Here is a 13,138-nt window from a genome sequence, read left to right on the forward strand (position 1 = left end):
TACTCGCGACAGCCCTCCGTTCTCGGGGGGCAAATCGGGCGATTGTACTGATTGCGCAAAAGAACGCACTGACAAAATAAGCAAAGGGCCATCAAGTCGATGAAACGCTTGTTTGACACCTCGCGACGGCCGCGCCCACCGGTAGCAGCTGCGTTGTGGCGAGTTGCCATCAGAGAATCGGCGCCTACTCTTTTTCGCTCACTTGTAACGCCCCATCCCAGCCACCACCCAATGCCGCGATCAACTGCACGCTGGCAATCAACCGGCTCTGCAACAGGCTCAGCACGCTGCGTTCGTTGTTCAACGCTGTGGCCTGAACGACCACCACGCCCAGATAAGCAATCACACCGGCCTTGTACTGGTTCTGGGTCAGGCGCAAGGACTCTCGCGCCGCGTCCAGAGCTTCCTGGCGCACGCCCGCTTCGTCTTCCAGGACCTTGAGCTGCACCAGATAGTTTTCCACCTCACGGAAGCCATCGAGCACGGTCTGACGGTACTTCGCCACGGTCTCGTCGTAGGCCGCTTCGCTACGGTCAACTTCCGCGGAGCGCTGACCGCCGTCGAACAAGGTCATGGCCAATTGCGGTCCGACCGACCAGAAGCGGTTCGGCACGCTGATCCAGTTCGAAGTGGTGCTGCTGCTGTAACCACCGTTCAGACTCAGTGTCAGATCCGGGTAATAGGCCGCCTTGGCCACACCGATGTTGGCATTGGCGGCCATCACCGAGCGCTCGGCGGAGGCGATGTCCGGGCGGCGCTCGAGCAATTGCGAAGGCAGGCTCAGCGGTATCTCGGGCAACGCAGGAATGTCTTTGGTTTCAGCCAGGCTGAACTCGGCCGGCGGTAGCCCGATCAGTACGGCAATGGCGTTCTCGAACTGGGCGCGCTGCCAGATCAGATCAACCATGTCAGCCTGGGTGCTTTTGAGCTGAGTCTGAGCCTGCGCCACCGCATCCTTGCCGGAGACACCGGCGCGGTACTGATTTTCGGTCATTGTCAGCGAGCGCTGATAGGCCTCGACCGTCGCCTCCAGCAGGCGTTTCTGCTCGTCGATCACCCGCAATTGCAGATAGTTCTGCACCAGTTCCGACTGCTGGCTCAAGCGCATCGCCGCCAGATCGGCATAACTCGCCTCGGCGTTGGCCGTGTCGGCTTCCAGTCCTCGGCGCAGCTTGCCCCAAACGTCGGCCTCCCAACTGACTCCGGCCTGCGCGGTGTAAGTGTCACGAATCCCGCTGGAAGAACTGGTCAGGCTCGAACTGCTGCTGCCGGTGCCCTGGCTGGAGCGGTTTTTCCCGACGGTCAGGTCCACGGTCGGGAAAAACGCGCCACGGGCACTGCGCACCAAGGCCTGGGCCTGACGGTACTGGGCTTCGGACTGTGCGACGGTCTGGTTGGAACTGTTGAGTTTTTCGATCAGGCCATTGAGCTGCCGATCGCCATACAACTCCCACCAGGCGCCACGGGCCAGGGAATCGCTGGGATTGGCCTGACGCCAGCCTGCCGCTTCCTTGTATTGCGCCGGCGCAGCCGCTTGCGGGCGCTGGTAATCCGGGCCGATGGCGCAGGCGCTGAGCATCGCCACGCACAGCGCCAGGCTCAACAAACGCGAGCCTCGGGCCGTAACCAGCGGTGCAGTCAGAGTGATAAGCGAACGGTCAGTCATAGCGGAGTTTCCAGAGCAGCATCAGTACGCACCCCACGCCAGTGATTGAAGCGATGGCGCAGTTTGTCGAGATAGAGATAAACCACCGGGGTGGTGTAAAGGGTCAGTACCTGGCTGAAGATCAGCCCGCCAATGATGGTCAGGCCCAGCGGCTGACGCATTTCCGCACCTTCGGCGCGGCTCAGCAGCAACGGCAACGCACCGAGGATCGCCGCCAGGGTGGTCATCAGAATCGGCCGCAGACGTTGCAGGCAAGCGCTGCGAATCGATTCCAGCGGCGCCATGCCCTGATGCCGTTCCAGCTGCAAGGCCAGGTCGATCATCAGAATGGCGTTTTTCTTCACCACGCCGATCAGCAGGAACAACCCGAGCAACGAGATCAGGCTGAACTCACCGCCCAACGCATAGATCGACAGCAACGCGCCGACCCCGGCCGACGGCAAGGTCGAAAGAATGGTCAGCGGATGGATGTAGCTTTCATACAGCACACCGAGCACCAGATACACCGCAACCAGCGCGCCGAGAATCATCCACGGTTGGCTCTTCTGGGTCGCGGCGAAGGCGTCGGCGGTGCCGGCCATTTTCACGATCACGTCTTCCGGCATGCCCAGTTTGGCGATAGCCCGCTCGATGGCCGCCGAGCCCTGCTCAACTGTCACGCCTTCAGCCATGTCGAAGGAAATGCTCTCGGAGGCGAACTGGCCTTCGTGGCTGACGCGGTCGTCTTCCAGACTGTTTTCATAATGAGCGATGGTCGAGAGCGGAATCCGCGCGCCGTCAGCCGTGATCACCTGAACCTGTTTGAGGGTGATCGGGTCCTGGGCGTATTTCGGATTGACCTCCATCACCACTTGATACTGATTAAGGCTGTCGTAAATCGTCGAAATCTGCCGCTGGCTGTAAGCGTTGTTCAGCACCGCGGTGACCATGTCCATGTCGACGCCCAGGCGTTTGGCCTGATCACGGTCGACGATCAGCGTCACCTGTTGGGCGCCGCGCCCTTCACGGGCGTCAATCGCGGTCAGCTCCGGCAAAGCCTTGAGTGCGGTAACGACTTTCGGGTACCACTCGCGCAACTCACCAAGGTCGGCGCTTTGCAGGATGTAGGAATACTGGGACGTGGTCTGTTCACGGCCGCCACCAAACTGCAAGTCCTGATCGGCCATCAGCATCAGCTGCGCACCGGCGACCTTGGGCATTTCCTTGCGCAGGCGTTCAATGACCTTTTGCGCAGAAATGTTGCGTTCCTTGATCGGTTTCAGCCGCACCAGCATGAAGGCGTTGTTGGTGCCGTTGGTGCCGCCGATGAAGCCGGCGACGCTTTGCACCGCGTCATCCTTGAGCACGGCGCGGCGGAAGGTTTCCATTTTTGGCTGCATCACGCTGAACGACAACCCATCGTCGCCGCGCACGAAACCGATCAGCTGACCAGTGTCCTGCTGAGGCATAAATGTTTTAGGAACAACGATATACAACGCAATGTTAACGCCGACTGTCACGACCAAGCTAAGCAAGGTCAACCGGCGATGACGCAGCACCCAGTCGAGGCTTGTGGCGTATTTGCCGACCATCCACTCGTTGGCGCGCTGACTCCAGCGCTGCAAACGGTTTTCCTCTCCCGGCGTATGCGGCTTGAGCCAGCGGGCGCAGAGCATCGGTGTCAGCGTCAGCGAGACCACCAGCGACACCACAATGGACGCCGCCAACGTGATGGAAAACTCGCGAAACAGGCTTTCGACGATCCCGCCCATGAACAGGATCGACAGGAACACCGCCACCAGCGAGACGTTCATCGACAGCAAGGTGAAGCCGACTTCCTGCGCCCCCAGGTACGCGGCCTTCATCGGCGGTACGCCTTTGTCGATGTGCCGGGAAATGTTCTCCAGCACCACAATGGCGTCGTCCACCACCAGTCCGGTGGCCAGAATCAGCGCCATCAGTGACAGGTTATTCAGGGAGAATCCGTAGAGGTACATCACCGCAAAGGTGCCGACCAGCGACACCGGCACCGCCAACGTTGGAATCAACGAGGCGCGGAAGTTACCGAGGAACAGGAACACCACCAGGATCACTAACGCCACGGCAATCAGCAAGGTCATTTCCGCTTCGTGCAAGGTCGCCTTGATCACCGGCGACCGGTCCATCGCCACGTTCAGCTTCACGCTGGCCGGCAACACGGCCTGCAACGCCGGCAGTTGAGCCTTGATTTCGTTGACCGTCTCGATGATGTTGGCGCCGGCCTGGCGGTTGATCACCAGCAGTACCGCCGCGTCGTTGTTGAAGAAACCGCTGTTGTAGCGGTCTTCGACGCCGTCGCTGACTTTGGCCACGTCCTTCAGGCGCAGGGCCGCGCCGTCCGCGTAGTGAATGATCAGCGACTCGTAATCCTTGGCTTTTTCCAGTTGATCGTTGGCCTGAACCTGCCACTGCCGCTGTCCGTCTTCGACCGAGCCCTTGGGCCGTCGCACGTTGGCGCTGGCGATGGTGTTACGCACATCGTCCAGTGCCACGCCGTACTGGTTGAGCGCCTGCGGTTCGAGTTCGATGCGCACCGCCGGCAAGGAACTGCCGCCGATCTGCACTTCGCCGACACCCTGCACCTGAGACACGCTCTGGGACAGAATCGTCGAGGCCAAATCGTAGAGCTGGCCTTTTTCCAGTACATCGGAGGTCAGCGACAGCACCATGACCGGCGCCTGGGACGGGTTGACCTTCTTGTAGGTCGGCATGCTGCGCATCCCGCTCGGCAGCAAATTGCGCGAGGCGTTGATTGCCGCCTGCACTTCCCGCGCCGCGCCGTTGATGTCGCGGTCGAGGTCGAACTGCAAAATCACCCGGGTCGAGCCCTGGCTGGAGCGGCTGCTCATGGTGTTGACCCCGGCGATGGCGCCGAAGGAGCGCTCCAGCGGCGTAGCCACGGTCGAGGCCATGACCTCCGGGCTTGCACCGGGCAGACTCGCCTGGACCACGATCACCGGGAAGTCCATCTGCGGCAGCGGCGCCACCGGCAACAGGCCGAAGCTCACGCCGCCCAGCAGCATGATCGCCAGGCTCAGCAACATCGTCGCGACCGGGCGCTTGATGAAAGGTCCGGACAGGTTCATGGCTGTTCTACCGCTTCCACGGCTTCAGGCTTGCGACCCCAGCGCCGACCGAGGCGGTCGAAATACAGATAGATGACCGGAGTGGTAAACAGCGTCAGCACCTGACTCACCAACAAGCCACCCACCATCACCAGACCCAACGGTTGACGCAGTTCCGCGCCGGAGCCGGTCGCTAGCATCAGCGGCACCGCGCCGAACAGCGCGGCCAGTGTGGTCATCAGAATCGGCCGGAAACGCAGCAGCGCCGCCTGATAGATCGCCGTTTCCGGGTCCATGCCCTGATTGCGTTCAGCGTCGAGGGCAAAGTCGATCATCATGATCGCGTTCTTTTTCACGATACCGATCAACAAAATGATGCCGATGATCGCGATCATGCCCAGATCATTCCCGCTCACCAGCAACGCCAGCAAGGCACCGACCGCCGCTGAGGGCAAGGTCGAGAGAATGGTGATCGGGTGGATGTAGCTCTCGTAAAGCACACCGAGCACGATGTACATGGTGACCACCGCCGCCAGAATCAGCAGCAAGGTGCTCGACAGCGACGCCTGGAATGCCTCGGCCGCGCCCTGGAACTGGGTCTGCACGCCGATCGGCATGCCGATGTCTTTCTGCACCTGGTCGATGATTTCCACTGCATGCCCCAGCGCCACGCCAGGTGCCAGGTTGAAGGACATCATCACTGCCGGGAACTGACCGATATGAGTGATCGCCAGTTGGGCCTGACGCTCCTCCATGTGCGCCAGACTGGACAGGCGCACTTGCCCGCCATCGGTGGTTTTCACGTGAATCTGATTCAGCGCCTCCGGGCCGATCCTTTCGCCCGACTGCGATTGCAGCACCACACGGTACTGGCTGGCCTGGGTGTAGATGGTGGAAATCTGTCGCTGACCGAAGGCGTCGTACAGCGCATCGGTGATGTTTGACACCGACACGCCGACCCGCGACGCCGCATCGCGGTCAATCACCAGATAGACCTGCAAACCCTTGTCCTGCAAATCGCTGGCAACGTCAGTCAACTCCGGCTGTTGGGCCAGTGCGTCCACCAGACGACCGCTCCACAGACTGAGCAGCTCGGAATCCGGCGACGACATGCTGAACTGGTATTGAGTCCGGCTGACACGGTCTTCGATGGTCAGGTCCTGCACCGGTTGCATGAACAGGCGAATGCCGGTGAGTTTGTCCAGTTCCGGTTGCAGACGTGCAATCACCTCGGTGGCGCTGAGGTCACGGTCACTGTGGGATTTGAGGTTGATCAGCAGACGACCGCTATTGAGCGTCGAGTTGTCACCGTCGACGCCGATGTAGGACGACAGGCTCTCCACCGCCGGATCCGCCAAGATCACTTTGGCCAGTTCCTGCTGACGCTCGCTCATGGCGGCGAAGGAAATCGACTGCGGCGCCTCGGAAATGCCCTGGATCACCCCGGTGTCCTGCACCGGAAAAAAGCCCTTTGGCACCACCATGTAGAGGAACACGGTCAACGCCAGCGTGCCGATGGCCACCATCAGGGTCAGCGGTTGATGCTTGAGAACCCACTTTAACTTGCGCCCGTAAACCGCGATCATCCAATCAATTGCTGCGCCGCTGGCCCGGTAGAAACGGCCCTGTTCTTCTTCCTTCGGCTCACGTTTGAGCAGCCGCGCGCACATCATTGGCGTCAGGGTCAGAGAGACGACAAGGGAAATCAGGATCGCCACCGCCAGGGTGATGGCAAACTCGCGGAACAATCGCCCTACCACGTCGGCCATGAACAGCAACGGAATCAAGACGGCGATCAGCGACAGGGTCAGGGAGATCAGCGTGAAGCCAATCTGCTTGGCGCCCTTGAGCGCCGCATTCAGGGGGCTGTCGCCCTCTTCGATAAATCGGGAAATGTTCTCCAGCATGACGATCGCATCGTCCACCACGAAACCGGTGGCGATGGTCAGTGCCATCAGGGTCAGGTTATTGACCGAGAAACCCGCGAGGTACATCACGCCGAAGGTGCCGATCAGCGACAGTGGCACGGCCACCGACGGAATGATCGTCGCGCTGGCCCGACGCAGGAACAGGAAGGTCACCATCACGACCAGTGCAATGGCGATCAACAATTCGTGCTGCACGTCGGTGACCGAGGCGCGGATAGTCTGGGTGCGGTCGGTCAGCACGGTGACTTCGAGACCGGCAGGCAGGTTGTCGGTGATGCTCGGCAGCAGGGCTTTGATCCGGTCGACTACTTCGATGACGTTGGCGCCAGGCTGCCGCTGGATGTTCAGCAGCACCGCCTGATTTTCGTTGGCCCACGCCGCCAGACGTTCGTTTTCCGCACCATCGACGATCTCTGCCACGTCCTTCAACCGCAACGGCGCGCCGTTGGCATAGGCGAGAATCAGGTTGGCGTAGTCTTTGGGCGAGGTCAGTTGATCGTTTGCATCGAGCATCGACACCCGCGTCGGGCCGTCAAAGTTGCCCTTGGGCTGGTTGACGTTGGACGCTCCGATCAAGGTGCGTACGTCAGACAGGTTCAAGCCATTGGCCGCCAGTGCCTCGGGGTTGACCTTGATCCGCACGGCCTGACGCTGGCCACCGGCAATGCTGACCATGCCGACGCCGCTGATCTGGGCAATTTTCTGCGCCATGCGCGTGTCGACCAAATCGTTGAGCTTGGGCAGCAGCATGGTCTTGGAGGTGATGGCCAGCGTCAGTACCGGGGTGTCCGCCGGGTTGACCTTGTTGTACACCGGCGGCGCCGGCAGGTCCTTGGGCAGCAAATTGGTCGCGGCGTTAATCGCCGCCTGCACCTGCTGCTCGGCGACGTCCATGTTGACGTCGAGGCTGAAACGCAGGGTCAGCACCGAAGCGCCGCCGGAGCTGGTCGATGCCATCTGGGTCAGGCCGGGCATCTGCCCGAATTGACGCTCCAACGGCGCAGTCACGGCGCTGGTCATGACATCCGGGCTGGCACCGGGATACAGCGTCATGACGCGGATGGTCGGGTAATCGACCTGAGGCAATGCCGACACCGGCAACAGCCGATAGGCGATCACGCCGGCCAGGACTATGGCCAGCATACTCAGGGTCGTGGCTACCGGGCGAAGGATGAACAGCCGCGAGATGTTCATGCGCCGTCCTTTTTCACCTTGTCGGTGGTCGTCGCGTCAGGTGCCGTGGCGGCCGATTTGCCTTGCAGGTGCCCGGTCGGGGTGGTCGGTACATCCTTGGTGTCGTTGACCACTTCCACTTCGCTGCCTTCCTTCAAGCGGTCGGTGCCTTCAAGGACCACGCGATCCCCAGGGGCCAGGCCTTCGGTAATCACGGTGTTTTCACCGTCACTGGCGCCGACTTTCAACTGACGAATCGCGACTTTCTTGTCGCCGTCCAGGGCGTAGACAAACGTACCGTTGGTGCCGAACTGAATCGCTGCCGAAGGTGCGAGCACCACGTCTTTTAGGGTGTCGGCCAGCAGGTGGACGTTGACGAACTGATTCGGGAACAGCGCCTGATCGCGGTTCTCATAACGCGCCTTGAATTTCAGGGTCCCGGTGGTGACGTCGATCTGGTTGTCCAGGCTCTGCAAGACGCCGGTGGCCTGCAACTTGGTGTCACCACGGTCCCAGGCTTCGGCGGGCAGTTTGGCGCCGGTGCGATAACGGGCCAGCACGGTTTCCAGGCTGTTTTCCGGCAAGGTGAAGGCGACACTGATCGGTTGGGTCTGGGTGATGATCACCAGCGCGGTGGTGTCGTTGGCTGCCACCAGGTTGCCGACATCCAGCTGACGCAAGCCCACACGCCCGGCAATCGGGGCGCGGATTTTGGTGAATTCCAGATTGAGCTTGGCGTCGTTGACCGCCGCCTGATTGGTTTTGACCGTGCCCTGGTACTGCCCCACCAGTGCTTCGGCGGTGTCCAGGGTCTGCTTGGCAATACTGTCTTCGCGGTACAGGCCGCGATAGCGTTCCACATCGACCTGGGCGTTTTTCAGTTGTGCCTGGTTCTGCAGCAACGTGCCTTCGGCCTGAAGCAAGGCGTTCTGGTAAGGACGCGGGTCGATTTCAGCCAGCAGATCGCCTGCCTTGACCATCTGCCCTTCCTCGAAGGAGATCTTCATCAGCTCACCACCGACGCGGCTGCGCACATTGATGGTGTTCAGCGCCGTCACGGTGCCCAGCGCCTTGTAGTACAGCGGGAAGTCGCCCTTGACCGCTGGCGCGACACGCACCGGAATCGGCCCGGTCGCCCCGCCGAAACCGGGACGCATTCCCCCCGACTTGCCGGTGTGCCCGGCAACGGCTTTCTGCCCTGCGCCCTCTTTTTGGGCAGTGCCGGCGGGCCAGAATTTCCAGCACAGGCCAGCGATGACCAATAGGACAAGCAGGCCAAACAGCCAGCGACGGGGACTACGGGAAACGGAGGATTGCATGGAATGATCAACCATTGGGCGCGTGGGCTTCTTCTACAGGAGGCTGAACGATAAGCACTGGCGGGCATTAAGCAAAGCGGCTTTACCGGCAATTTACCTTCGGCTTACGTAACAGGAGATGTATCTAAGACACTGAAGCACAAATGAAAACGGCCTGGACAGAGGGGGCGTTCTCACTGAATTACCCCGCCGCGCCGGGTCTGCTGTTGTGCAGGGCAAGGCGCGAGAAGCGTGATTTGGTCATTCCAAATAAGCTTCGAGCAACGCAGCCCTGCACAACAGCAGGCCCGGCCCTTCGGGTTGTGCCTTAAAGCGGGCCAGCCTGCGTTGCAGGCCTTGGGAAGGGAACAACCATTACCAGCGGCCTGCGCCTTGCCTGGCCCGCTTTAAGGCGACAACGCGGCGGGGAAATTCAGTGAGAACGCCCCCTAGGCCGTTAACAATTGTAAAAGCGCGCTTATTTCAGAACAGCAAGTGCCGCTTCGTAGTTTGGTTCTTCAGCGATTTCCTTGACCAGTTCGCTGTGCAAAACGTTGTCGTTTTCGTCCAGAACCACGACGGCACGGGCGGTCAGGCCTTTGAGTGGGCCGTCAGCGATGGCCACGCCGTAGTTCTCGATGAACTCGGCACCGCGCAGGGTCGACAGGTTCTGTACGTTTTCCAGGCCTTCAGCGCCGCAGAAGCGCGCTTGAGCGAACGGCAGGTCAGCGGAGATGCACAGCACGACAGTGTTGGCGACATCACTGGCCTGGGCGTTGAACTTGCGAACCGAAGTCGCGCAGGTCGGGGTATCGACGCTTGGGAAGATGTTCAGCACTTTGCGCTTGCCGGCGAAGCTCGCCAGGGTCACGTCGGACAGATTGCCGGCAACCAGAGAAAAGGCTGGCGCCTTGGAACCGGCTTGTGGCAGTTGGCCGTTGACTTGAACCGGGGAGCCTTTAAGAGTGACTTGAGCCATGAACGGAGTCCTTCTGAACGTTGTTGTAGAGAATTTTGAAGAGGCCGAAGTTAACCACGAAATGGCCCGACGACCTATGCCCAGATACAAATTGTGAAGTGTCGCCCCCTAAATTGGATACAACTCTGACAATCAACACAAAACCTGTGGGAGCGAGCTTGCTCCCACAGGGGTCGGTGTACAGCGTACCGCCCTCGCCGGCCGCAACCCGGTGTTCATGACGAAAGGCAGCCAGCATTGTCGATTCAGGCGACGGCCATTCGACTAGCCTGTGAATCACTCACATCCAGCGGAGATAAGACCATGCGATTCATGATCATTGTGAAAGCCAGCCAGGATTCCGAGGCCGGTGTGATGCCCAGCGAGGAACTGATGACCGCGATGGGCAACTACAACGAGGAGCTTGTCAAAGCCGGCATCCTCATCGACTGCGATGGCCTGCAACCCAGCAGCAAAGGTGCCCGCGTGCGTTTCTCGGGTGACCAGCGCACGGTGATCGACGGCCCGTTCGCCGAAACCAAGGAGCTGATCGCCGGCTACTGGATATGGCAGGTGAAGTCGAAACAGGAAGCGATCGAATGGGTCAAGCGCTGCCCCAACCCGATGCCAGGCACCGACGCCGAGATCGAGATTCGCCAGGTGTTCGAGGCAGAGGATTTCGGGGACGAGTTCACACCGGAACTGCGGGAGCAGGAAGAACGGCTACGGGAGCAGATGAACAAACACTGAATAGCGGATCATTCCCACGCGCCTGCGTGGGAATGATCAAAATGTCGGTTTCCCAAAGGAGCGAGGCTTACCCGCGATTGCTTTTTTGCCTCCCGATCTTAACCCCCTGTTTCGAATTAACTTTTTAGTACATACAAATCCCCACAAACATGTACAAAAAAAACCAAAGATCCCCCCTTCGACTGGCGAACCCCGAGTTAGCTGCTAGCGTCAACAGACGTGTCCTACAGGCTTGATAGGAAAGAGATTTCGCAGTAACGGCCGAGAAGTGCCGAGTCGTCCAATGAGCCACGAAGGAACGGGGGATTCATGTCGAAGAATGCGGGAGCACACGCCTTTCTATTGGTGGCCTCAATGGCGTCTGCCGTTTATGCCCACGCGGATAACGCCGATACGGCCAACAAAAGTAACAACCCGCTGAACCTGGCACCTGGCGCCAACCTTCAGGATTACTTGCGATTGATTCATCGCCGCGCGGCCTGCTCGGCGCATTGGTGCAATACCAGAGCTCTTTCGCCGGCGACCACGATCGCGCTCACGTCGAAACCGCAACGATGCAGCCCTTCATCATTCATAACCTGGCCAAAGGTTGGTACCTGCGCTCGACCGGCACCTGGACGTTCGACCTGAAAAACGACACCCATTACATCCCCATCGGGTTCGGTGGCGGCAAGGTCTGGAAATCCGGGACAAATATTCTCAACGTATTCGTCGAACCTCAGTGGACAGTGGAACGCAAAGGCGATGGCCTGCCGCAGTTCACGCTGTACACCGGGATCAACGTCACGTTTGGCAAATAAGGACTTTCAAATGCACGGTGCAATTCGCGCAGCCGGTTTCAGCCTGATGACGATGTTCGTCAGTTGCGGGGTCGGCGCCCAGGAGCTGGATACGCGGATCGGCAAGATCGCGATGGAAGGCGAACTGCCGGCCCATGAATCGATTGCCAAACTCTACGCCGAGCTGGATTTCCAACAGGCGACCCAGAGTTACCTGTGGGCCTTGCCGCTGGTGTCCTACGCGCAATGGCAGGAAGAGTTTCGCGACAAACTCGGCGCCCACAGCGGCGACCTGATGGTGCTCAACAGTTACGAAGACAAACTGGGCGTAATCACCGCCAACGCCACCACGCCGTACATCCTCGGCTTCGTTGACCTGAATGAAACCGGCCCGCTGGTGATCGAACTGCCGCCCGGCCCGACCGCGGGCGGTGTGGGTGATTTCTGGCAACGCGCAATCATCGACATGGGCCAGACCGGCCCGGACAAAGGCAAGGGTGGCAAGTATCTGGTGCTGCCACCGGGTGCCGAGCCACCCGCCGACGCCGGCAAGTATTACCTCGCCAAGTCGGAAACGATGAACGTGCTGGTGGGTTTTCGCGTCCTCGATCCGGACCCGGCCAAGGGCAAGGCGCTGGTCGAACAATTCAAGATGTACCCGTACGCCAAACGCGCCGAACCGGGCAAGACCCAGTTGCTCTCCCCCGGAGGCAAGGCCTGGTCCGGCACTCAGCCACGTGGTCTGGCGTATTGGCAGCGCTTGCACCAGATCATCCAGAAAGAGCCCGTCAACGAACGTGACCGTTTCTACATGGCCATGCTGGCCAGCCTGGGCATCGAAAAAGACAAACCCTTCAACCCCAACGACAACCAACGCAAGGCGATGGAACAAGGTGCGCAAGTCGGCGAGTTGATCGCCAAGGCCAACACCTTCGCCAAGCGTTTTCCAGACGCCCAGTATTGGAAAGACCGGCAATGGGACACCGTGCTGAACATCGCCGAGCCGTCGCAGCGCGTGGCTTATTACGACCAGTTGTGGGAACGCAGTGCCTGGTTCTACGAAGCGGTGACCAACACCAAGGGCATGGTTTCCAAGACTCCGGGCCTGGGCCAGACCTACCTCGGCGCCTACACCGACGCCAAGGGCCACTGGCTCGACGGCGGCAAAAGTTATCGCCTGCACGTCGGCGCCAACCCGCCGGCCAAGCAGTTCTGGTCGATGACCGTCTACGACATCGACAGCCGTTGCCTGATCGACAACCCGCAACGCAAGGCCGATCTGTCGTCCCGTCAGGATCTGAAAAAGAACGCCGACGGCTCGGTGGACCTGTATTTCGGCCCGACCGCGCCCAAGGATTTCGAGAACAACTGGGTGCAAACCGTGCCCGGCAAACACTGGTTCAGCTATTTCCGGCTGTACGCGCCCACCGAAGCCTATTTCGATAAAAGCTGGAAACTCGACGACATCACGGCCGTGGAATGACGCCCAAGCGTTTTATAAGG

General features: G+C 60.2%; 7 protein-coding genes and 1 pseudogene. 3 read left to right on the forward strand and 5 right to left on the reverse strand.

Annotation, left to right across the window (positions count from 1 at the left end):
* Positions 1-184: 184 nt before the first annotated feature.
* The 5 genes from ACMXYJ_RS19215 to tpx all read right to left on the reverse strand — a co-directional run bounded on the left by ACMXYJ_RS19215 (position 185) and on the right by tpx (position 10,127).
* The gene (locus tag ACMXYJ_RS19215; protein ID WP_415756451.1) at positions 185-1,666 is read right to left on the reverse strand and encodes an efflux transporter outer membrane subunit; all 1,482 of its coding nucleotides are present in this window, start codon (positions 1,664-1,666) and stop codon (positions 185-187) included.
* On the reverse strand, positions 1,663-4,770 hold the full coding sequence (locus ACMXYJ_RS19220) for an efflux RND transporter permease subunit (protein WP_415756452.1): 3,108 nt from the start codon (positions 4,768-4,770) through the stop codon (positions 1,663-1,665). Before ACMXYJ_RS19220 ends, ACMXYJ_RS19215 begins: the two co-directional genes overlap by 4 nt.
* Positions 4,767-7,871, reverse strand: coding sequence for an MdtB/MuxB family multidrug efflux RND transporter permease subunit (locus ACMXYJ_RS19225; protein ID WP_415756453.1), 3,105 nt, complete (start codon positions 7,869-7,871; stop codon positions 4,767-4,769). The genes ACMXYJ_RS19220 and ACMXYJ_RS19225 overlap by 4 nt, the downstream gene beginning before the upstream one ends.
* Positions 7,868-9,184, reverse strand: coding sequence for an MdtA/MuxA family multidrug efflux RND transporter periplasmic adaptor subunit (locus ACMXYJ_RS19230; RefSeq protein ID WP_415756454.1), 1,317 nt, complete (start codon positions 9,182-9,184; stop codon positions 7,868-7,870). Before ACMXYJ_RS19230 ends, ACMXYJ_RS19225 begins: the two co-directional genes overlap by 4 nt.
* Positions 9,185-9,626: 442 nt before the next feature.
* Positions 9,627-10,127: a thiol peroxidase gene (tpx, locus tag ACMXYJ_RS19235; protein WP_008150862.1), complete on the reverse strand. Its 501-nt coding sequence runs from the start codon at positions 10,125-10,127 to the stop codon at positions 9,627-9,629.
* Positions 10,128-10,430: 303 nt separating this feature from the next.
* Here tpx and ACMXYJ_RS19240 point away from each other — a divergent pair, with 303 nt between their 5' ends.
* The 3 genes and pseudogenes from ACMXYJ_RS19240 (at position 10,431) to ACMXYJ_RS19250 (ending at position 13,118) form a co-directional block, all read left to right on the forward strand.
* A complete protein-coding gene (locus tag ACMXYJ_RS19240; protein ID WP_415756455.1) occupies positions 10,431-10,856 on the forward strand; it encodes a YciI family protein in 426 nt (141 codons plus the stop codon).
* Positions 10,857-11,308: 452 nt separating this feature from the next.
* A pseudogene (locus ACMXYJ_RS19245) lies at positions 11,309-11,656 on the forward strand (hypothetical protein); the annotation flags it as partial.
* A gap of 10 nt (positions 11,657-11,666) precedes the next feature.
* A complete protein-coding gene (locus ACMXYJ_RS19250) occupies positions 11,667-13,118 on the forward strand; it encodes a DUF1254 domain-containing protein (RefSeq protein ID WP_415756456.1) in 1,452 nt (483 codons plus the stop codon).
* The last annotated feature ends 20 nt before the right edge of the window (positions 13,119-13,138 follow it).

The organism is Pseudomonas arabinosi, from assembly GCF_047758675.1.
Classification (GTDB): domain Bacteria; phylum Pseudomonadota; class Gammaproteobacteria; order Pseudomonadales; family Pseudomonadaceae; genus Aquipseudomonas; species Aquipseudomonas arabinosi.

Excerpts from the sequence above, each read along its gene's own strand:
- ACMXYJ_RS19240 (WP_415756455.1), top strand. The coding sequence starts at position 10,431 with ATGCGATTCATGATCATTGTGAAAGCCAGCCAGGATTCCGAGGCCGGT.
- ACMXYJ_RS19220 (WP_415756452.1), bottom strand. The coding sequence starts at position 4,770 with ATGAACCTGTCCGGACCTTTCATCAAGCGCCCGGTCGCGACGATGTTG.
- ACMXYJ_RS19225 (WP_415756453.1), bottom strand. The coding sequence starts at position 7,871 with ATGAACATCTCGCGGCTGTTCATCCTTCGCCCGGTAGCCACGACCCTG.
- ACMXYJ_RS19215 (WP_415756451.1), bottom strand. The coding sequence starts at position 1,666 with ATGACTGACCGTTCGCTTATCACTCTGACTGCACCGCTGGTTACGGCC.
- ACMXYJ_RS19250 (WP_415756456.1), top strand. The coding sequence starts at position 11,667 with ATGCACGGTGCAATTCGCGCAGCCGGTTTCAGCCTGATGACGATGTTC.
- ACMXYJ_RS19230 (WP_415756454.1), bottom strand. The coding sequence starts at position 9,184 with ATGGTTGATCATTCCATGCAATCCTCCGTTTCCCGTAGTCCCCGTCGC.
- tpx (WP_008150862.1), bottom strand. The coding sequence starts at position 10,127 with ATGGCTCAAGTCACTCTTAAAGGCTCCCCGGTTCAAGTCAACGGCCAA.